The following is a 20,907-nucleotide window of genomic DNA, read 5'->3' as shown; positions in this document are numbered from 1 at the left end:
CCCCTTCCTGTGCCGGCCGGTGTCAGGCCTTGCCGGCTGCCTTCTTGCGCGGCGCCGCCTTCTTGGCAGGCGCCGCCTTCTTCACGGGTGCCACGGCCTTTTTCGCGGCCGTCTTCTTGGCCGCCGGCTTCTTCCTCGGCGGCGTCGGAGCATCGCTCACCCGGTCACCGAGGATGTCCCGCAGGAACTTGCCGGTGTGGCTCGCCGTCGAGCCCGCGATGTCCTCCGGGGTGCCCTCGGCCACCACCAGGCCGCCGCCGTTGCCGCCCTCGGGGCCCATGTCGATGACCCAGTCGGCGGTCTTGATGACATCGAGGTTGTGCTCGATGACGATGACCGTGTTGCCCTTGTCGACCAGGCCCGACAGCACCTTGATGAGCTTGCTGATGTCCTCGAAGTGCAGCCCGGTGGTCGGCTCGTCCAGGACGTAGACCGTCCGGCCGGTGGAGCGCTTCTGCAGCTCGCTGGCGAGCTTGACGCGCTGCGCCTCGCCGCCGGAGAGGGTGGGCGCCGACTGCCCGAGCCGGACGTACCCCAGCCCCACCTCGTTCAGGGTGCGCAGGTGGCGGGAGATCGTCGGGACGGCCTCGAAGAAGTCCAGCGCCTCCTCGATCGGCATGTCGAGCACCTCGGAGATGGACTTGCCCTTGAAGTGCACCTCCAGCGTCTCGCGGTTGTAGCGGGCGCCGTGGCAGACCTCGCACGGGACGTAGACGTCCGGCAGGAAGTTCATCTCGATCTTGATCGTGCCGTCGCCCGAGCAGTTCTCGCAGCGGCCGCCCTTGACGTTGAAGGAGAACCGGCCCGGCAGATAGCCGCGCACCTTCGCCTCCATCGTCTCGGCGAAGAGCCTGCGGACGTGGTCGAAGACACCGGTGTACGTGGCCGGGTTGGAACGCGGGGTGCGGCCGATCGGCGACTGGTCCACGTGCACGACCTTGTCGACGAGGTCATCGCCGTCCACCCGGGTGTGCCGGCCCGGGACGCTGCGCGCCCCGTTCAGCTCGCGGGCCAGGTGGGTGTACAGGATGTCGTTGACCAGCGTCGACTTGCCGGAGCCCGAGACACCGGTGATGGCGGTGAGCACCCCGAGCGGGAAGGACACGTCGATGTCCTGCAGGTTGTGCTCGCGGGCGCCGTGCACGGTGAGCTGCCGGTCGCGGTCCACCGGCCGGCGGACGTCCGGCATCGGGATCGCGCGCTTGCCGGACAGGTACTGGCCGGTCAGCGACTCCTCGTTCTTCAGCAGGTCCTTGAGTGAACCCGAGTGGACGACCTTGCCGCCGTGCTCACCGGCGCCCGGGCCGATGTCGACGATCCAGTCGGCGATCTTGATGGTGTCCTCGTCGTGCTCCACGACGATCAGGGTGTTGCCGAGGTCCCGCAGCCGCACCAGGGTCTCGATGAGTCGGTGGTTGTCCCGCTGGTGCAGGCCGATCGACGGCTCGTCCAGCACGTACAGCACGCCGACCAGGCCCGAGCCGATCTGGGTGGCGAGCCGGATGCGCTGGGCCTCGCCGCCGGACAGGCTGCCCGAGGCGCGGTTGAGCGACAGGTAGTCCAGGCCGACGTCGACGAGGAACTTCAGCCGCTCGTTGACCTCCTTGAGGACCCGCTCGGCGATCTTCTTGTCGCGGGCGTCCAGCTTCATCACGGACAGGAAGTCGGCGCAGTCGCTGATCGACATCGCCGCGACGTCGGCGATGGACTTGCCCTGGACGGTGACCGCCAGCACGATCGGCTTGAGCCGGGTGCCCTCACAGGTCGGGCAGGGCACCTCGCGCATGAAGCCCTCGAAGCGCTCGCGGCTGGAGTCCGTCTCGGACTCCTGGTGCCGCCGCTTGACGAAGGGGATCGCGCCCTCGAAGTTGGTGGTGTAGGCGCGCTCGCGGCCGTACCGGTTCTTGTAGGCGACCTTGATCTGCGTCTTGTGCCCGTGCAGCAGCGCCTTCTTGGCGCGGACGGGCAGACCGGCCCACGGGATGTCCGTACGGAACCCGAGCTCCTCGCCGAGTGCCTCGACGAGCCGCTGGAAGTACCCCTTGGACATACCGCCGGACCACGGCGCGACCGCGCCGTCCTCCAGCGACTTCTCCTCGTCCGGGACGATCAGCTCCGGGTCGACCTCCATGCGGGTGCCGATGCCGCTGCACTGCGGGCAGGCGCCGAAGGGCGAGTTGAAGGAGAAGGAGCGCGGCTCCAGCTCCTCGAAGGAGAGGTCGTCATAGGGGCAGTACAGGTGCTCGGAGAACATCCGCTCGCGCTGCGGGTCGTCCTCGGGCAGGTCGATGAAGTCCAGGATCACCATGCCGCCGGCCAGCCCGAGGGCGGTTTCGACGGAGTCCGTCAGGCGCCGCTTGGCGCTCTCCTTGACGGTGAGGCGGTCGATGACCACCTCGATCGTGTGCTTCTCCTGCTTCTTGAGCACCGGCGGCTCGGTCAGCTGGATGGTCACGCCGTCCACCCGGGCTCGGCTGTACCCCTTGGTCTGCAGGTCGGCGAAGAGATCGACGAACTCGCCCTTGCGCTCGCGCACCAGCGGGGAGAGCACCTGGAAGCGGCTGCCCTCCTCCAGCTCCAGCACCCGGTCCACGATGGCCTGCGGCGACTGGCGCGAGATCGGGCGGCGGCACTCGGGGCAGTGCGGCTTGCCGATCCGGGCGAAGAGCAGCCGGAGGTAGTCGTAGACCTCGGTGATGGTGCCGACGGTGGAGCGCGGGTTGCGCGACGTGGACTTCTGGTCGATCGAGACGGCCGGGGAGAGGCCCTCGATGAAGTCGACGTCGGGCTTGTCCATCTGGCCCAGGAACTGCCGGGCGTAGGAGGAGAGCGACTCGACGTACCGGCGCTGCCCCTCGGCGAAGATCGTGTCGAACGCGAGGGACGACTTGCCCGAACCGGAGAGCCCCGTGAACACGATGAGCGCGTCACGGGGAAGGTCGAGCGAGACGTTCTTGAGGTTGTGCTCGCGAGCGCCACGGACTGTGAGTCGATCGGCCACGCCAGTGCGCACCTTTCATAGAAAAGGACAGAGTCGGCACCCCCAGTCAGCGTAAACAGGATGCCGTGAACATTTCTTCCTGTTGTGACACACCGAGCCTATAGCACGCGCATTCGATTTACGGAGCGCGTGTGCCATGTTCACCCGACCGAGTGATCGCGCTAGCGTCGTCCCTGCATTGTCGACCAGAAGTCGATCAGGATGTCGATCAGGAGGCCCCCTGTGTCCGTCCAACGACCCGACCCCGCCCGCGATGCGGCTGCCGTATCGACGGCCACCGAACGGCTGATCGAGTCGGTCGCGGCGCTACCCGCCACCGCGGTCGCCGAGCCCTCGCTGCTGCCCGGCTGGACCCGCGGCCACGTCCTGGCCCACCTCGCCCGCAACGCCGACTCGCTCGTCAACCTCCTCACCTGGGCGCGCACGGGCGAGGAGACCCCGATGTACCTCAGCAGCGAGGTCCGCGACAAGGACATCGCCGACGGCGCGGGCCGCCCGCTCGCCGAGCACCTGGACGATCTGCGGAGCTCCGCCGAGCGCTTCGCGCTGGCCGCCGGGGAGATCTCCCCGCAGGCCTGGGCCGCCCAGGTCCGGATGCGGTCCGGCAAGGTGATCGCCGCCGCCGAGGTCCCGTGGCGGCGACTGGTCGAGATCCACTTCCATCATGTGGACCTCGGCATCGGGCACGGTTTCGACGATCTGCCGGCGGACTTCACCGGGCGGCAGCTCGACGCCCTGCTCGACAGCCTCTCCGGCCACGAGGGCGTCGCCGCCGTCCGGGTGCGCGACACCGGCAGCGGGGCCTCCTGGGAGCTCGGCGCGGCCACCGAGCCGGAGCTCACCGTCAGCGGCACCGGCACCGCCCTGCTGGCCTGGGTCAGCGGCCGCGCCGAGGGCAGGGGACTGGCCACCGACCCGGACCTCCCCCTGCCGGTCCTCCCGCCGCTCATCTGACGCCACTAACCTGGGCGGCATGTCCTATAACGGAGAAGTGAAGGTCGGCGGCGCGCCGGACGTGCACGAGCTCACCGACCTCATCATCACCAAGGTCGCGGTCGGCCCGATGAACAACAACGCGTACCTGCTGCGCTGTCGGAACTCCGGCGAACAACTGCTGATCGACGCGGCCGCCGAGCCCCGGACGCTGCTCGGCCTGATCGGTGACGACGGAATCGCCTCCGTCGTCACCACCCATCAGCACGGCGACCACTGGGGCGCCCTCGGCGAGGTCCAGGCCGCCACCGGCGCGCGCACCTACGCCGGCCGCTACGACGCGGAGGGCATCCCGGTGCCCACCGACGTGCTGGTCGAGGACGGCGACACCGTCCGCGTCGGGCGGATCGAGCTGACCGCCCGCCACCTGGTCGGCCACACCCCCGGCAGCATCGCCCTCGTCTACGACGACCCGCACGGTCACCCGCACCTGTGGACGGGCGACTGCCTCTTCCCCGGCGGCGTCGGCAACACCCACGACGACCCGGAGGCCTTCACCCGGCTGCTGGACGACGTGAGCGCCAAGCTCTTCGACGCGCTGCCCGACGAGACCTGGGTCTACCCGGGCCACGGCAGCGACACGTCGCTGGGCGCCGAGCGCCCGCACCTCGCCGAGTGGCGCGAGCGCGGCTGGTGACCCGCCCGGGGCCGCCCGACGACCGGACGGCCCCGCTCCGGGTGCCCCAGGGTGCCTACAGGCCCGTCAGGACCAGTCCCACGCGATGCCCAGCAGCCCCGGTCGTACCGTCTCCTCGACGAAGTGGGCGGTGCCCCGGCCGTTGAGTACCAGCTCGGCCACGGCCTGCTGGGGCGCGCCCTGCGTCGGCTGTTCGAAGCGGCGGCAGCGGACCGGCAGGGCGGTCGGGGCGAAGGCGGCCTGCAGGACGTACTGGCCGCCCCCGAAGGGGAAGCCGCGGACGTACTCGCCGCTCGGCGGGCCGCTGCCGTCGTCGAAGCCGTAGCCGAGCAGGGCGGTGTCGCCGCCGCGCAGCCGGCCGTCGAAGAGCAGCTCGGCGACGACCACGCCGGACTCCTGGTCCCGCCGCACCCGTCCGACCCGGCAGTTGTCGGCCGCCCGCACCCGCACCCGTTCGACGTCGCAGCCGGGGTCGCCGTGGTGGATGGCCACATAGCGGTCCATACCGTCGCGGTGTGCGCGGACCACATGCTGTGAGTCGTGCGCGACCAGTTCCCGCGCCTCCCCGATCCGCACCCGCTCGTAGTGCACGACGGTGTGCAACCCGCCGTCCGACGGGGAGTCGAGCTCCGCGAGCAGACCGGCCAGCGCCGCCGCGGGCTCCATCAGGTACTGGTACGAGCGGGCCGGCGGCCGGTCGGTCGACGTGCGGGGTACGAGCAACCGGCTCAGGGAGTGCGCGGGCAGTTCCAGGACGTCCTCCAACGCCCGGACGGCGCGCAGCGATTCGGCCCGCTCGGGCCGGCGGACGCCGCTCTGCCAGTAGCTGAGACTGGCGACGGAGACGCGCACGCCGCGTTGCGCGAGGCGGTGCCGCACCCGTTCCAGGGCCAGGCCGCGGGCGGCGACGGCCGTCCGCAGCGCGTGGTGGAAGGGTCCGGTGCGCAGCGCGTCGGACAGTGCGGTTCTCTGGGACATCGCGCTCCTCGGGCCGCGCGGTCTGTGAACGTTCACCCACGTGGTGGCCGGTACGTCTCGCGACACGCTGCTGACCTGCTGATCCGCGCCGTGCGTTCACACCTGTACAGCGGGCGTTCACACCCGGCCCGCCCGCACATTCAAGCCGGTTGACCGGTTCCCGACAACACCCCGATGCTCTGATCCAGCGTCCGGACGCGCTCCTCCACCCCCCACTTCCCGACAGGGAGGAACGCCATGCTCCATCCCCTCCGCATGCGGTCCCGCGGTCGCGGTCGCCCCGCGGCGGTCGTCCTGGCACTCGCGGCGACACTCGGCCTCGGCCTCACCGGCACCCCAACGGCCGGTGCCGCGACCGGCGACCTGGCCGGCGCGAAGAAGTTGAACATCACCATGCAGGCACAGCAGAACACCAACTGGTGCTGGGCCGCGAGCGGCAACACCATCGCCACCTGGTTCGGCCGCTCCTACTCGCAGACCCAGTTCTGCAACGCGGCCTTCGACCGGGCACAGGGCTCGACCTGCGGCAACTGGCAGGCGTCGTTGGACAACGTCCAGAACGCGCTGGACTGGGCGGGCATCAGTGCCGGCAGCTACGTCAGCGGCTACCTGCGCTACACGACCGTGCAGAGCGAGATCGGCGCCAACCGCCCGATGGAGACCCGTATCCAGTGGAGCTCCGGCGGCGGGCACATGCACGTGCTCTACGGATACGACACCGCCACCGACTTCGTCTACTGGGGCGACCCGTGGCCGTCCAACAACCGCTACAACTGGGCGGACTACAACTACTACGTCAACAACAGCTCCTTCTCCTGGACGCATTCGCTCTACCGGATCGGAGCGTGAGGTGCCCATGAGGACGAACACGGCACACAAGCTCACGGCAGGCGCCGCCGCCGTCCTGGCGTCCGGCGCGCTCACCCTGGGCGCGGTCCCCACGGCGCACGCCGACGACGCACCCGCCGCCTCCGCCGCCCGCGAGGCCGCCGCCGCGCCGGCCACCCTCGACACGCTCTCCCGCTTCTTCGCCCGTGCCGGCGGTACCGCCCTGAAGGCCGCCGCGCCGCGCCTGGAAGGCGCGACCGTCACCGTCAACACCCTCAATCCCGCCTTCGTCGCCGGTGACCGGGGCGCGGCCGTCGCGCTCCCCGACTTCGCCGCGACCAAGGCGGTCTCCGCGGACGGCCACACCGCGTCCGTGTGGACGGTGCGCAGCGGAGCCGGCTGGAAGGTGGTGAACATCGCCACCGGCAGCGACGAGACCGACTACGTCGCCAAGGGCGCCGCGCAGGCCGGCTCGACGGTGTTCCGCGAGCCGCAGATCGACGCCTGGTACGTGGTGCGCGACGGCAGGGTCCTGCCGCTCGACCCGGACGCGGTCAGGGCCGTGGGCGCGGGTGGCACCACGCTGGCCGGCTACCAGCGGTCGGTGCACCGCCGGTACGGCGACAAGCTGCCCGGCTCGGCGTACGACAGGGCCGGCCTGGGCGGCGGCTACGACGCGGCGGCCGCTCCCGACGCCGCTCCCCAGGCCGTTCCGCAAGCCGCTCCCGAGGCCACCCCTGCCCCCGGCGGGTCCCTCGGGACGGGCGCTCCGCTCGGCGCGGTCGGCGCCGGTCTCGCGCTGATCACCGCCCTCGCCTTCGGCGTACGCCGCCGCACCGCGCGGCGTAGCTGAACCGTCATTCCCGGTCCCCGCGCGTGACCCGTGCCGGGACCGGGAATGTCACTGCCCGCCAGTAGGGTGGTGGCATGGCAGACCCCTCCACTTACAGACCGAAGCCGGGTCAGATCCCCGACTCGCCGGGGGTCTACAAATTCCGGGACGAGCACGGCCGGGTGATCTACGTCGGCAAGGCGAAGAGCCTGCGCCCCCGGCTGTCCTCGTACTTCCAGGACATCGCCAACCTGCACCAGCGCACCCGCACCATGGTGACGACCGCCGCGTCCGTCGAGTGGACCGTGGTCGGCACCGAGGTCGAGGCGCTGCAGCTGGAGTACTCCTGGATCAAGGAGTTCGACCCCCGGTTCAACGTCAAGTACCGGGACGACAAGAGCTATCCCTCGCTGGCCGTCACCATGGGCGAGGAGTTCCCCCGGGTGCAGGTCATGCGCGGGCCCAAGAAGAAGGGCGTGCGGTACTTCGGGCCGTACGCCCACGCCTGGGCGATCCGCGAGACCGTGGACCTGATGCTCCGGGTCTTCCCCGTGCGGACCTGCTCCGCAGGGGTGTTCAAGCGCTCCGCGCAGATCGGCCGGCCCTGCCTGCTCGGCTACATCGGCAAGTGCGCCGCCCCCTGCGTCGGCCGGGTGAGCCCGGAGGAGCACCGCGAACTCGCCGAGGAGTTCTGCGACTTCATGGCCGGCCGCACCGGCACGTACCTGCGCCGGCTGGAGCAGCAGATGCGCGAGGCGGCCTCGGAGATGGAGTACGAGCGGGCCGCCAGGCTGCGCGACGACATAGAAGCGCTCAAGCGCGCCCTGGAGAAGAACGCGGTGGTGTTCACCGACGCCACCGACGCCGACCTGATCGCGGTCGCCGAGGACGAACTGGAGGCGGCCGTCCAGATCTTCCACGTCCGCGCCGGGCGGGTACGGGGGCAGCGCGGCTGGGTCACGGACAAGGTCGAGGCGGTCGACACCGCCGGGCTCGTCGAGCACGCCCTGCAGCAGCTCTACGGCGAGGAGAAGGGCGACGGCGTCCCCAAGGAGGTCCTGGTCCCGGCGATGCCGCAGACCGCCGAGGCGCTCACGCAGTGGCTCGGCGAGCGGCGCGGTTCGCAGGTCAGCCTGCGGATCCCGCAGCGCGGCGACAAGAAGGACCTCATGATCACCGTGCAGCGCAACGCGCAGCAGGCGCTCGCGCTGCACAAGACCAAGCGCGCCTCGGACCTGACCACCCGCTCCCGGGCCCTGGAGGAGATCTCCGAGGCGCTGGAGCTCGACACCGCCCCGCTGCGTATCGAGTGCTTCGACATCTCGCACCTGCAGGGTGACGACGTGGTCGCCTCGATGGTGGTCTTCGAGGACGGTCTGGCCCGCAAGAGCGAGTACCGCCGCTTCCAGATCAAGTCCTTCGAGGGCCAGGACGACGTCCGGTCCATGCACGAGGTGATCTCCCGGCGCTTCCGCCGCTATCTGGCGGAGAAGCAGAGGACGGGGGAGTGGGACGCGAGCGCGGCCGGCGGCGAGGTCGCCGCCGAGGGTGGCGCGGTCGCACAGGCAGTGCCCGGGGCGGAGGCGGGAGCGGCCGCCGAAGCGGCCCCGGAGGCCGTGAGCGGCCCCATCGACCCCGAGACCGGCCGGCCGCGCAAGTTCGCGTACCCGCCGCAGCTCGTCGTCGTCGACGGCGGCCAGCCGCAGGTCGCGGCGGCCCGGCGGGCACTGACGGAGCTGGGTATCGAGGACGTGGCCGTCTGCGGGCTCGCCAAGCGGCTGGAAGAGGTCTGGCTGCCCGATGACGACGATCCGGTGATCCTGCCGCGCACGAGCGAGGGCCTGTACCTGTTGCAGCGCATCCGGGACGAGGCACACCGCTTCGCGATCTCGTACCAGCGCACCAAACGGTCGAAATCGATGAAGGCGGGCGCCCTGGACACGGTGCCGGGCCTCGGCGAGACACGCCGCAAGGCGCTGCTCAAGCACTTCGGCTCCGTCAAGCGGCTGCGGACCGCCACGGTGGACCAGATCTGCGAGGTGCCGGGCATCGGCCGGCGCACGGCCGAGACGGTCGTCGCGGCGCTGGCCGGCGCCGTGCCCGCCGGTCCCGCGGTAAACACCACCACGGGAGAGATCATTGAGGATGAGTAGTCGGCCGCACCCGGGGGCCGCCTCAGTGGAACGGGGGAGACAGCGATGACAGAGAACGACGGAGACGGAGCGACTGTGACGACCGGTGGAGCGGGGGAGGCCGCCGAGGCCATTCCCGAACTGGTGATCATCTCCGGCATGTCCGGAGCAGGCCGCAGCACCGCGGCCAAGTGTCTCGAGGACCTCGGCTGGTTCGTCGTGGACAACCTGCCGCCGGCCCTGATCCCCACCATGGTGGACCTCGGCGCGCGCTCGCAGGGGAACGTGGCGCGGATCGCGGTCGTCGTGGACGTCCGGGGGCGCCGCTTCTTCGACAACCTGCGGGAGTCGCTCGCGGCCCTGGACACCAAGGGCGTCAAGCGCCGCGTGGTGTTCCTTGAGGCCTCCGACGACCTCCTGGTGCGCCGCTTCGAGTCCGTCCGCCGCCCGCACCCGCTGCAGGGCGACGGCCGGATCGTGGACGGCATCGCCAAGGAGCGCGACCTGCTGCGCGAGCTGCGCGGCGAGGCCGACCTGGTGATCGACACCTCCAGTCTGAACGTGCACGAGCTGCGCGCCAAGATGGACGCCCAGTTCGCGGGCGACGAGGAGCCCGAGCTGCGGGCGACGGTGATGTCCTTCGGCTTCAAGTACGGGCTCCCGGTCGACGCCGACCTGGTGGTCGACTGCCGGTTCATCCCGAACCCGCACTGGGTACCGGAGCTGCGCCCGTTCACCGGTCTCAACGACGAGGTCTCGCAGTACGTCTTCAACCAGCCCGGCGCCAAGGAGTTCCTGGACCGGTACGCGGAGCTGCTGCACATCATCGCCGCCGGCTACCGCCGGGAGGGCAAGCGGTACGTGACCATCGCCGTCGGCTGCACCGGGGGCAAGCACCGCAGTGTCGCGATGTCCGAGCGGCTCGCCGCGCGGCTCTCCTCGGACGGGGTGGAGACCGTCATCGTCCACCGGGACATGGGGCGCGAGTGATCCGGACGGCACGGCGCCTGCGTCGCACGAGCCGTCGCTCCGGAGTACCGCCGAAAGTGGTCGCCCTGGGCGGCGGCCACGGCCTGGCCGCGTCGCTGAGCGCCCTGCGCCGGATCACCGGCGACCTGACCGCCGTCGTCACGGTCGCCGACGACGGCGGGTCCAGCGGCCGGCTGCGCGAGGAGATGGGCGTCCTGCCCCCCGGCGACCTGCGCAAGGCGCTGGCCGCGCTGTGCGGGGACGACGAGTGGGGGCGGACGTGGGCGAAGGTGATCCAGCACCGCTTCGTCAGCGAGGGCGATCTGCACGGACACGCCGTGGGCAATCTGCTGATTGTCGCCCTCTGGGAGCAGCTCAACGACGAGGTCGCGGCCCTCGAGTGGGTCGGCCGGCTACTGGGTGCGCACGGCCGGGTGCTGCCCATGTCCGCGGTGCCCCTGGACCTCCATGCGAGCGTCCGCGGGCACGACCCCGCCGCGCCCGACGAGACCACCACGGTACGGGGTCAGGCCACGGTCGCCCTCACCCCCGGTGACGTGCAGGAAGTGTGGCTGGAGCCCGCCGATCCGCCGGCCGTTCCCGAGGCCGTACAGGCGGTTCTGGACGCCGACTGGGTGGTCCTCGGACCGGGGTCCTGGTTCAGCTCGGTGATCCCGCATCTGCTGGTCCCCGAGCTGGCCGACGCACTGATGAACACCCGGGCCCGCAAGGTCCTCACACTGAACCTCGCGCCCCAGCCCGGGGAGACCGACGGCTTTTCTCCGCAGCGTCACTTGGAGGTTTTGGGCCGACACGCCCCTAAACTCACCATCGACGTGGTGTTGGCCGACGAGGCCGCCGTGCCCGACCGCGAGAGCCTGGTCAAGGCTGCCGAACGGTTGTGCGGCACGGTCGAGCTGGCGCGGATAGCGGCCCCCGACGGGCCGCGGCACGATCCGGAGCTGTTGGCCACCGCGTATGACCGGATTTTTCGTATGCGTGGAAGGATCGGCCCATGGCGATGACGCCAGCGGTGAAGGATGAGATCTCCCGGCTCCCCGTCACCCGGACCTGCTGCCGGAAGGCGGAGGTCTCGTCGATCCTGCGGTTCGCGGGCGGTCTGCACCTGGTGAGCGGCCGCATCGTGATCGAGGCGGAGCTGGACACCGGGATCGCGGCCCGGCGGCTGCGCAAGGACATCCTGGAAATCTTCGGCCACACCTCCGACCTGGTGGTGATGGCCCCCGGCGGGCTGCGCCGCGGCAGCCGGTACGTGGTCAGGGTGGTCGCCGGCGGCGACCAGCTGGCCCGGCAGACCGGCCTGGTGGACGGCCGCGGGCGCCCCATCCGGGGCCTGCCCCCACAGGTCGTCTCCGGCGCCACCTGCGATGCCGAGGCGGCCTGGCGCGGTGCCTTCCTGGCCCATGGCTCGCTCACCGAGCCCGGCCGCTCCTCGTCGCTGGAGGTCACCTGCCCCGGCCCCGAGGCGGCGCTGGCCCTGGTCGGCGCGGCCCGCAGGCTGCAGATCCCGGCCAAGGCCCGCGAGGTGCGCAACGTCGACCGGGTCGTCGTCCGGGACGGCGACGCGATCGGCGCGCTGCTGACCCGGCTCGGCGCCCACGACTCCGTCCTTGCCTGGGAAGAGCGCCGCATGCGGCGCGAGGTCCGGGCCACCGCGAACCGGCTGGCCAACTTCGACGACGCGAACCTGCGCCGCTCCGCCCGGGCCGCCGTCGCGGCGGGCGCCCGGGTGCAGCGCGCCCTGGAGATCCTCGGTGAGGAGGTGCCCGAGCACCTCGCGGCGGCCGGCCGGCTGCGGATCGAGCACAAGCAGGCGTCGTTGGAGGAGCTGGGCTCGCTCGCCGAGCCGCCGCTGACCAAGGACGCGGTCGCCGGCCGCATCCGCCGGCTGCTGGCCATGGCCGACAAGCGCGCGATCGACATGGGGATGCCCGGCACCGAGGCGAACCTCACCGAGGAAATGGTCGGCTGACCCATCGGCCGTCTCAGCATCCGGAGCGGCTGCCCCGGACCTCCTCGGTGACACTCCGTGACAAGCGGGTTGAACTGCGAAAACAGCCCCTGAGCGGGCGCTCAGAGGCCGTCCTGAGCCCGTTCAGGGGCTGTCGATGTCACTGGGAACACCTGGGCGAGGTAGGGTCGTGGGTGGTCGGGGACATCCCATATTTCGCAGCCGGAGTGTATTCCGGCACATCAGCGAGGAGATCGGTTCGTGACGATCCGGGTAGGCATCAACGGCTTCGGTCGTATTGGTCGCAACTTCTTCCGTGCCGTGCTTGAGCAGGGCGCGGACATCGAGATCGTCGGTGTCAACGACCTGACCGACAACGCGACCCTGGTGCACCTTCTTAAGTACGACAGCATCCTGGGCCGCCTCAAGGCCGAGGTCACGCACACCGACAACACCATCACGGTCGGCGGCAAGACCTTCAAGACGATGGCCGAGCGGGACCCGGCGAACCTGCCGTGGGGCGAGCTCGGCGCGGACATCGTCATCGAGTCCACGGGCTTCTTCACCAAGCGCGACGACGCCGCCAAGCACCTCGCGGCCGGCGCGAAGAAGGTCCTCATCTCGGCTCCGGCCAAGGACGAGGACATCACCGTGGTCATGGGCGTGAACCACGAGAAGTACGACGCGGCGAAGCACAACATCATCTCCAACGCCTCGTGCACCACGAACTGTGTGGCGCCGATGGCCAAGGTCCTCCTGGAGAACTTCGGCATCGTCAAGGGTCTGATGACGACGATCCACGCCTACACGAACGACCAGAAGATCCTGGACTTCCCGCACAGCGACCTGCGCCGTGCGCGGGCCGCCGCGATCAACATCATCCCGACCTCCACGGGCGCCGCCAAGGCCACCGCGCTGGTCATCCCCGAGCTCAAGGGCAAGCTGGACGGCACCTCGCTGCGCGTCCCGGTCCCGACCGGCTCGATCACCGACCTCGTGGTGACCGTCGAGCGCGACGTCACCAAGGAAGAGGTCAACGCGGCCTTCCAGAAGGCGGCCGAGGGCCAGCTCAAGGGCATCCTCGAGTACACCGAGGACCTCATCGTCTCGACGGACATCGTCAACGAGCCGGCCTCGTGCACGTTCGACTCGCAGATGACCATGGTTCAGGGCGACCAGGTCAAGATCTTCGGTTGGTACGACAACGAGTGGGGCTACTCCAACCGCCTGGTGGACCTGACCACCTTCGTCGGCGGCCAGCTCTAAGTCACGGCCCAGCCGCGCAGATGTGAGGGACAGGGTCCGGGTGACGCGATGACGCGTCGGCCGGGCCCTGTCCCTTGTCGACCACGAGGAGCCCACCGGATATGAAGACGATCGACGACCTCCTGACCGAGGGACAGGTCGCGGGCAAGCGGGTGTTCGTCCGCGCCGACCTGAACGTGCCGCTCTCGGGCACCGACATCACCGACGACGGCCGCATCCGCGCCGCCGTCCCGACCATCACCCAGCTCGTCGCCGCCGGCGCGAAGGTGATCGTCGCCTCCCACCTGGGCCGCCCCAAGGGCGAGCCCGACCCGCAGTTCTCGCTCGCACCGGTCGCCGCACGCCTCGGCGAGCTGCTCGGCACCGAGGTCACCTTCGCGACCGACACCGTCGGGGACAGCGCGCAGGCGGCCGTCGCCGCGCTGGCCGACGGCGGCGTGGTGCTGCTGGAGAACCTGCGGTTCAACGCGGGCGAGACCGCGAAGGACGACGCCGAGCGCGGCGCCTTCGCCGACCGCCTGGCCTCGCTCGCGGACGTGTACGTGGGTGACGGCTTCGGCGCCGTGCACCGCAAGCACGCCTCCGTGTTCGACCTCCCGGCGCGCCTCCCGCACGCCGCCGGCGGTCTGATCGCCACCGAGGTCGACGTACTGAAGAAGCTCACCTCCGAGGTGAAGCGGCCGTACGCGGTCGTGCTCGGCGGGGCGAAGGTCTCCGACAAGCTCGGCGTCATCGACCACCTGCTGGAGAAGGCCGACCGCATCCTGATCGGCGGCGGCATGGTCTTCACCTTCCTCAAGGCCCAGGGCCACGAGGTCGGCAAGAGCATGCTCCAGGAGGACCAGATCCCGGTCGTCCAGGAGTACCTCAAGCGCGCCGAGGCCAAGGGCGTGGAGTTCGTCCTGCCGGTCGACGTCGTCGCCGCGGGCGCGTTCCCCGACCTCAAGGCGCAGGCGTCGACCGAGCATGTGACCGTCAACGTCGACGCGATCCCCGCCGACGTGATGGGCCTGGACATCGGCCCGAAGTCCGGTGAGCTCTTCGCCTCGAAGCTCGCCGACGCGGCCACCGTGTTCTGGAACGGACCGATGGGTGTCTTCGAGCACCCGGACTACGCCGAGGGCACCCGCGCGGTGGCCCAGGCACTGATCAACAGCCCGGCCTTCACGGTCGTCGGCGGCGGTGACTCGGCCGCGGCCGTGCGCATCCTCGGCTTCGACGAGAACGCTTTCGGCCACATCTCGACCGGTGGCGGCGCGAGCCTCGAGTACCTCGAGGGCAAGACGCTCCCCGGCCTCGCCGCTCTGGAGGACTGACCCAGCATGAGTACCCGTACCCCGCTGATGGCCGGCAACTGGAAGATGAACCTCAACCACCTCGAGGCCATCGCGCACGTCCAGAAGCTCGCCTTCGCGCTCGCCGACAAGGACTACGACGCGGTAGAGGTCGCCGTCCTGCCGCCGTACATCGACCTGCGGTCCGTGCAGACCCTGGTCGACGGCGACAAGCTGAAGATCAAGTACGGCGCCCAGGACCTCTCCGCGCACGACTCGGGCGCGTACACCGGTGAGATCTCCGGCAGTATGTTGGCCAAGCTCAAGTGCACGTTCGTGGCCGTCGGTCACAGCGAGCGCCGCCAGTACCACGGTGAGGACGAGGAGCTCGTCAACGCCAAGGTCAAGGCCGCGTACCGGCACGGGCTGACCCCGATCCTGTGCGTCGGCGAGGGATTGGACGTCCGCAAGGCCGGTCAGCAGGTCCCGCACACCCTCGCCCAGCTCGACGGCGCGCTCAAGGACATCCCGGCCGAGCAGGCCGAGACGATCGTCGTCGCCTACGAGCCGGTGTGGGCCATCGGCACCGGCGAGGTCGCCACCCCCGAGGACGCGCAGGAGGTCTGCGGTGCCATCCGCGGCCGCCTCGCGGAGCTGTACAGCCAGGAACTGGCCGAAAAGGTCCGGATCCAGTACGGCGGGTCGGTCAAGTCCGGAAACGTCGCCGCGATCATGGCGCAGCCGGACGTGGACGGCGCCCTGATCGGCGGCGCGGCGCTCGACGCGGAGGAGTTCGTCAAGATCGTCCGCTTCCGGGACCAGTAGGACCAGTAGGCGGTGGGCCGAGCGGGCCCGCACGAAGTACCCTGTCGGGGCCGGACCGGCGCATTGGCGCCCGGTTCGGCCCTGCGCCGTCCAGTTTGTAGTCGAGAGAGTTGGTCCAGCCGTGGTTCTCGGGTTCTCCATCGCCCTCATCATCTTCAGCCTGCTGCTTCTGCTGCTGGTGCTGATGCACAAGGGGAAGGGCGGCGGCCTCTCGGACATGTTCGGTGGTGGCATGCAGTCCTCCGTCGGCGGCTCCTCGGTGGCCGAACGCAACCTCGACCGGATCACCGTGGTGATCGGTCTGTTGTGGTTTACGTGCATTGTCGTACTTGGTCTGGTGCTGAAGTTCCAGAAGTAGCGCCCCTGGCGTACTCCCGTGAGTCCAGGGAGAACTGACGCCTCGTCGCAAACGCGGCTTATCATGGGAGGGCGTCTCACGGGGCCGGGTACACCACCTGCCACTGGACGGCACGTAAGGTCTCCGTAAACTGGGCGACCTCGCAGCACCATCACGCAGGGAGTTACGACCGTGGCAAGTGGCAACGCGATCCGTGGCAGTCGGGTCGGAGCGGGGCCGATGGGAGAGGCCGAGCGCGGCGAGTCCGCGCCACGCCTCCGCATCTCCTTCTGGTGCTCGAACGGGCACGAGACCCAGCCGAGTTTCGCCAGCGACGCGCAGATCCCGGAGACCTGGGACTGCCCGCGCTGTGGTTTCCCGGCCGGGCAGGACGAGGAGAACCCGCCGGCGCCGCCGCGGACCGAGCCGTACAAGACGCACCTGGCCTATGTGCGGGAGCGGCGCAGCGCGGCCGACGGCGAGGCGATCCTCGCCGAGGCCCTCGCGAAGCTCCGCGGCGAGATCTGAGAGCTTTTCCCGCGTACGGCACGCGGATATACGCCCCTGTTCGCCGGGCGGCCCGAAGGCTGAGGCCGGGGGCCACCCGGTGAACAGGGGTGTTTCGCTGTCCGGGGGGAGCGCGCGGACTGCGGACGTCGGTTACCGGTGCCGCGCGGCCGGCGGTGCCGTCGTCAGCGCCGGCGGCCGCGGGCGCTGTGGCTGTCGCCGATGTGGGCGGTCAACGCGACCGCCGCGGTGGCCCGCTCGTACGTGAGCTGGGCGACCCGGGCCGACAGGCAGTCGATGATCAGCAGGACCGAATGACGGGTGCCGTAGCCGCCCCGCCGAAAGCTGGTCTCCGCCGAGGCCGAGGTGAGCCGGATGTCGGCGGCCTGGGCGAGGGGCGAGCGCGCGTCGCTGGTGACGGCCACCGTGGTCGCGCCGCGTTCGGCGGCCAGTCGCAACGGGTCCAGGGCCTCACGCGTCGTGCCGGAGTGCGAGATCGCCACGGCCACGTCGGACGGCGTCAGCAGTGCGGCCGAGGTCTCGGCGGCGTGCACCTCCGTCCAGCCCCGGGCGGCGCAGCCGATGCCGAACAGCCGGGCCTCGGCCTCCCGGGCGGCGATCCCGGAGCCGCCGACGCCGTACACGTCGATCCGGCGGGCCCTGGCGAGCGCCTGGGCGGCCCTTTCCAGGCCCTCCCGGTCCAGGTTCTCGACGGTGTGCCGCAACGCCCGCAGATCGGCCTGGGCGACCACGGCGATGACGTGGTCGAGGTCGTCGTCGGGGCCGATGTCAGGGCCCAGCACAGGGCTGAGCGGCCCCTCCCCGTCGCCGCCCTGGCTGCGGCCCTGCTCCTGCGCCAGCTCGATCAGCAGATGCTGGTAGGAGTCCAGACCCAGCGCGTGGCAGAACCGCGTGACGGTGGCCTGCGAGGTGCCCGTGCGGCGGCCCAGTTCGGCCGCGGAGCCCCGGGTGGCCGCCGCCGGGTCCGCCAGCACCAGCTCGCCCACCTTGCGCAAGGAGTCGGACATCCGGGGGAGTTCGGAGCGGATCAGGGCGATGACCATGACGACTCGTCTCGGCTGGGGTCTTGTCGGTCAGTGAATCTATCAATCACCATGCGGTGTGATGAATGAAATTCACAACCGAAGCGCTTCCGGCGACCACGGCCTCCGGTCCGTTCCCGGCGGTCGGTCGCTGGTGGTCGGCATCGACGCGGGCGGCACCCGGATCCGCGCCTATCTGGCCGACGCGGTCGGAGTGATCGGTGAGGGCGCCGGCGGTCCAGGCAACGCGATGAGCGTGCCGCGGGCCGAGCTGACCCGGAACCTGACGGCAGCGCTCGGCGCCGCCGTTCCGGTGGACCTGCGCGGTTCGGTCGTCGCCGTGCTCGGCGGCTTCGCGGGCGCGGCCCTCGACACGGGGCCCGACACCGGCCACGACCTGGCGCGGTCCTGCCTCGGGGCGGCGCTGGCCGCGACCGGGATGGGGGCAGGGCGGGTCGCGGTCCGCGGCGACATCGAGATCGCCTTCGCCTCCGCGCCGGGCATGCCCGCCGACGGGCTGCTGCTCATCGCCGGTACGGGCGCCGCGGCGGCCCGGATCACCGGGCGCCGGCAGGAGCTGACGGTGGACGGCGACGGGTGGCTGCTCGGTGACGAGGGCGGCGGCTTCTGGCTGGGCCGGGAGGCCGTCAGGGCGGCGCTGCGGGCGCTGAGCGGGCGCGGGCCCTGGACCTCGCTGGTCGACGCGGTGGCGGCCCACTACCTGGCGCCCGGCGGGGATATGCCGGGCCGCGCGGTGCCCGTGGACCGCGCCGACCCGCGCCGACCGGGCCGGCTGCGGGAGCTGATCGTGCCCCTGGTGTACGCGCAGCCGCCGGTGCGGCTGGCGGCGCTCAGCCCGCTGGTCGTCGCGGCGGACCGGACCGGTGACGAGGTCGCCGGTGCGCTGCTCGACGCGGCGGCCGCGGAACTCGGCAGCACCGTCGCGGCGTTGCGTCCCGAGGCGGGCGAGCCGCTGGTGGTCACCGGCGGTCTGCTGGCCCCCGCCGGGCCGTTGCTGGGCAGGTTGGCGGAGCGTGCGGAGGCGATGGGACTGCGGGTCGTCCCGGTTCGCGACGGCGGTGCGGGGGCGGTGGCGCTCGCGAGGCTATTGACGTGACCACGCTACTCGGTTCATTGTTTCAATGATTTGTCGCAGCGATGGTTAATTCAACCGAGGAGAGTCGGTCATGGCCGAAGCACAGCTCAGCGCCGCCCAGTTCGCCGAGCACGGCCGCGCCGCCGTGGAGCGGGCGATCGCGGCCAACACCGACTCCGTGGCCGCCGCGGCCCGCCTCGTCGCCGACAGCGTCGCCGCCGACGGAGTCATCCACGCCTTCGGCACCGGCCACTCGCAGGCCACCGCACTGGAGATCGCGGGCCGGGCCGGCGGCCTCGTCCCGACCAGCCGGATCGGCCTGTCCGACCTGGTGCTGCGCGGCGGCGAGGACCGCTCCGTGCTCGCCGACCCGCTGCTGGAACGCTCCCCGGGCCTGGCCAAACGACTTTACGAACTGGCCACCCCGCGGCCGCAGGACCTCTTCGTGATCATCTCCAACTCCGGCGTCAACAACTCCATCGTCGACATGGCCCTGCGGGTCAAGGAGGCGGGACACCGGCTGGTCGCCCTCACCTCCCTGGAGCACACCCACGCGGTGCCCACCCTGCACAGCAGCGGGAAGCGGCTCGCCGACCTCGCCGACGCCGTACTCGACAACTGCGCGCCGGCCGGCGACGCGCTGCTGCCGATGCCCGACGGCGGCGCGCTGTGCGGGGTCTCCACCATCACCTCAGCGCTGCTCGTCCAGATGGTCGTCGCCGAGGCGGTCGGCATCCTGACCGCCGAGGGGCACGAACCGCCGGTCTACATATCGGCCAACCTGCCCGGCGGGTTCGAGCGCAACGCCGTCCTGGAGGCCCGCTACGAGGGCAGGCTGCACCGCGGCGGGTTCTGAACCCCCGATGACCCCGACGACCCCGACACGACCCCGCTGACCTCGGCTCCCCACCGACCCCCGGGCATTGTCAGTGGCGCCCGTTACGGTGCCAGGACTGATCGAATCCTGGTCCGAGGGGGAGTCTTGACCGCGAACGACAGCGATCTGCGGCCGGCCGTGGAGCGCGCCGTGCCGTCCTGGCACGGCGGCTTCGGCCGGCTGTGGAGCGCCGCCGCGGTCTCCCGGCTGGGGGACGGACTGCGCACGGCGGCGCTGCCGTTGCTCGCGGTGGGGCTCACCGACTCCCCGCTGCTCGTCTCCCTGGTCACGGCGGCCGGGTTCCTGCCCTGGATCCTGTTCGGGCTGCTGGGCGGAGCGATCGCCGACCGGGTGGACCAGCGGCGCGCCATGTGGTCGGTCGACGCGGTGCGCTGCGGGCTGATGGCCTGCTTCGCGCTCGCGGTGTGGCTGCACGAGGTGAGCGTCGCCCTGCTGCTGGTCCTCGCGTTCGTGTTGACGACGTTGCAGACCCTGTTCGACAACGCGGCGACCGCGCTGCTGCCGTCGGTCGTCCCCACGGCAGCCCTCGGCCGCGCCAACGCGCGGTTGATGACCGGGCAGACCATCGCGGGCACCTTCCTGGGCGCGCCCCTGGTGCCCGTGCTGATCGGCCTGTCCACGGGGCTGCCGTTCGCTGTGGACGCGGTGACGTACCTGCTCGCCGCGGCGCTGGTCGCCTCCATACGCACGGCGCCGCGCGAGCGCGCGCCGCGCCCCGCGGGCCGGACGCTGCGTCAGGACGTCGCCGAGGGCATCGGGGTGCTGTGGCGGGACCGGGTCCTGCGGTCGCTCTGTACGGCCAACACCGTCGTCAACGTGGGGGTGGGCGCGCTCATCGCCACCCTGGTCCTGCACGTCACCGGGTGGCTGCACGCCGGGCACTTCGGGTACGCGGCCGTACTCACCGCCTACGGCGCCGGCAGCGTGGCCGGCGGTCTGGTGGCCGGCCGGCTCTCCGAACTGCTGGGCAGGATCAGGGCGCTGGTGGCCGGGCTGGTGCTGCAGTGCTGCGCCCTGACCGTGCTCGGCACCGTGCGCTCGCTGCCCGTCGCCGTCGTCGCCCTGGCGGTATTCGGCGCCGTGGGGATGGTGTGGAACGTCAACGAGGTCACCCTGCTGCAGGAGCGGACACCCGCCGCGCTGCTGGGCCGGGTCAGCGCCGCCAACCGCACCCTGTCCGTGGCGGGGGCGCCGCTCGGCGCCCTGCTCGGCGGCTCGGTGGCGACGGCCTGGGGGCTGAACGCCCCGGCGCTGGCCGCCGCCGCGCTGTTCGCCTGCGGGGTGATCGTGCTCGTACCGGCCGTCATCAATTAGTTTGG

The 20,907-nt window shown here is 71.1% G+C and carries 19 protein-coding genes; 16 read left to right on the top strand and 3 right to left on the bottom strand.

Annotated elements, in window-relative coordinates:
- Window positions 1–22: 22 nt before the first annotated feature.
- A complete protein-coding gene (gene uvrA / locus M2266_RS08915) occupies window positions 23–3,001 on the bottom strand; it encodes an excinuclease ABC subunit UvrA (protein WP_277437683.1) in 2,979 nt (992 codons plus the stop codon).
- A 222-nt stretch (window positions 3,002–3,223) separates the two neighbouring features.
- Here uvrA and M2266_RS08910 point away from each other — a divergent pair, with 222 nt between their 5' ends.
- Together M2266_RS08910 and M2266_RS08905 are read left to right on the top strand one after the other, a co-directional pair.
- Window positions 3,224–3,955 carry a maleylpyruvate isomerase family mycothiol-dependent enzyme gene (locus M2266_RS08910; RefSeq protein WP_277437682.1) on the top strand — a complete coding sequence of 244 codons (732 nt, stop codon included), beginning with the start codon at window positions 3,224–3,226 and terminating at the stop codon, window positions 3,953–3,955.
- Between the two features lie 19 nt (window positions 3,956–3,974).
- Complete coding sequence (locus tag M2266_RS08905) at window positions 3,975–4,631, top strand: MBL fold metallo-hydrolase (RefSeq protein ID WP_277437681.1); 657 nt, start codon at window positions 3,975–3,977, stop codon at window positions 4,629–4,631.
- A gap of 66 nt (window positions 4,632–4,697) precedes the next feature.
- Here M2266_RS08905 and M2266_RS08900 read toward each other — a convergent pair whose 3' ends face one another.
- Complete coding sequence (locus M2266_RS08900; RefSeq protein ID WP_277437680.1) at window positions 4,698–5,609, bottom strand: hypothetical protein; 912 nt, start codon at window positions 5,607–5,609, stop codon at window positions 4,698–4,700.
- A gap of 255 nt (window positions 5,610–5,864) precedes the next feature.
- Between M2266_RS08900 and M2266_RS08895 the strand changes: the two genes are divergently transcribed.
- From M2266_RS08895 to M2266_RS08845, 11 genes are all read left to right on the top strand, one after another.
- Window positions 5,865–6,458: a papain-like cysteine protease family protein gene (locus M2266_RS08895; RefSeq protein ID WP_277441115.1), complete on the top strand. Its 594-nt coding sequence runs from the start codon at window positions 5,865–5,867 to the stop codon at window positions 6,456–6,458.
- A gap of 7 nt (window positions 6,459–6,465) precedes the next feature.
- Entirely contained in the window at window positions 6,466–7,290 is an 825-nt protein-coding gene (locus tag M2266_RS08890; protein ID WP_277437679.1) for a hypothetical protein, read from the top strand.
- Window positions 7,291–7,364: 74 nt separating this feature from the next.
- The gene (gene uvrC, locus M2266_RS08885; protein WP_277437678.1) at window positions 7,365–9,422 is read left to right on the top strand and encodes an excinuclease ABC subunit UvrC; all 2,058 of its coding nucleotides are present in this window, start codon (window positions 7,365–7,367) and stop codon (window positions 9,420–9,422) included.
- A gap of 45 nt (window positions 9,423–9,467) precedes the next feature.
- Window positions 9,468–10,391 (top strand): RNase adapter RapZ, encoded by a 924-nt coding sequence (gene rapZ, locus M2266_RS08880; RefSeq protein ID WP_277437677.1) that lies wholly within the window; start codon window positions 9,468–9,470, stop codon window positions 10,389–10,391.
- 17 nt (window positions 10,392–10,408) lie between these two features.
- Entirely contained in the window at window positions 10,409–11,395 is a 987-nt protein-coding gene (yvcK, locus tag M2266_RS08875; RefSeq protein ID WP_277441114.1) for a uridine diphosphate-N-acetylglucosamine-binding protein YvcK, read from the top strand.
- Window positions 11,386–12,363, top strand: a complete 978-nt coding sequence (gene whiA, locus M2266_RS08870; RefSeq protein WP_277437676.1) for a DNA-binding protein WhiA — start codon at window positions 11,386–11,388, stop codon at window positions 12,361–12,363. Before yvcK ends, whiA begins: the two co-directional genes overlap by 10 nt.
- Window positions 12,364–12,603: 240 nt before the next feature.
- A complete protein-coding gene (gap, locus tag M2266_RS08865; RefSeq protein ID WP_269272351.1) occupies window positions 12,604–13,608 on the top strand; it encodes a type I glyceraldehyde-3-phosphate dehydrogenase in 1,005 nt (334 codons plus the stop codon).
- A gap of 101 nt (window positions 13,609–13,709) precedes the next feature.
- The gene (locus tag M2266_RS08860; protein WP_277437675.1) at window positions 13,710–14,924 is read left to right on the top strand and encodes a phosphoglycerate kinase; all 1,215 of its coding nucleotides are present in this window, start codon (window positions 13,710–13,712) and stop codon (window positions 14,922–14,924) included.
- 6 nt (window positions 14,925–14,930) lie between these two features.
- Window positions 14,931–15,707 (top strand): triose-phosphate isomerase, encoded by a 777-nt coding sequence (gene tpiA, locus M2266_RS08855; protein WP_277437674.1) that lies wholly within the window; start codon window positions 14,931–14,933, stop codon window positions 15,705–15,707.
- Between the two features lie 121 nt (window positions 15,708–15,828).
- On the top strand, window positions 15,829–16,065 hold the full coding sequence (gene secG / locus M2266_RS08850; RefSeq protein ID WP_269272348.1) for a preprotein translocase subunit SecG: 237 nt from the start codon (window positions 15,829–15,831) through the stop codon (window positions 16,063–16,065).
- Window positions 16,066–16,236: 171 nt separating this feature from the next.
- Window positions 16,237–16,572: an RNA polymerase-binding protein RbpA gene (locus tag M2266_RS08845; RefSeq protein WP_073497103.1), complete on the top strand. Its 336-nt coding sequence runs from the start codon at window positions 16,237–16,239 to the stop codon at window positions 16,570–16,572.
- A 164-nt stretch (window positions 16,573–16,736) separates the two neighbouring features.
- On the opposite strand, the gene M2266_RS08840 is transcribed toward M2266_RS08845, so the two are convergent.
- Window positions 16,737–17,615: a MurR/RpiR family transcriptional regulator gene (locus tag M2266_RS08840; RefSeq protein ID WP_277437673.1), complete on the bottom strand. Its 879-nt coding sequence runs from the start codon at window positions 17,613–17,615 to the stop codon at window positions 16,737–16,739.
- A gap of 61 nt (window positions 17,616–17,676) precedes the next feature.
- On the opposite strand from M2266_RS08840, the gene M2266_RS08835 reads away from it, so the two are divergent.
- The 3 genes from M2266_RS08835 (at window position 17,677) to M2266_RS08825 (ending at window position 20,902) form a co-directional block, all read left to right on the top strand.
- On the top strand, window positions 17,677–18,711 hold the full coding sequence (locus M2266_RS08835; protein ID WP_277437672.1) for a BadF/BadG/BcrA/BcrD ATPase family protein: 1,035 nt from the start codon (window positions 17,677–17,679) through the stop codon (window positions 18,709–18,711).
- 70 nt (window positions 18,712–18,781) lie between these two features.
- On the top strand, window positions 18,782–19,546 hold the full coding sequence (locus M2266_RS08830) for an SIS domain-containing protein (RefSeq protein WP_277437671.1): 765 nt from the start codon (window positions 18,782–18,784) through the stop codon (window positions 19,544–19,546).
- Window positions 19,547–19,672: 126 nt separating this feature from the next.
- A complete protein-coding gene (locus tag M2266_RS08825; protein ID WP_277437670.1) occupies window positions 19,673–20,902 on the top strand; it encodes an MFS transporter in 1,230 nt (409 codons plus the stop codon).
- Window positions 20,903–20,907: the final 5 nt, after the last annotated feature.

This window comes from Streptomyces sp. SPB162 (genome assembly GCF_029504575.1).
Classification (GTDB): Bacteria; Actinomycetota; Actinomycetes; order Streptomycetales; family Streptomycetaceae; genus Actinacidiphila.
This window is presented reverse-complemented; position numbering and strand designations above follow the sequence as displayed.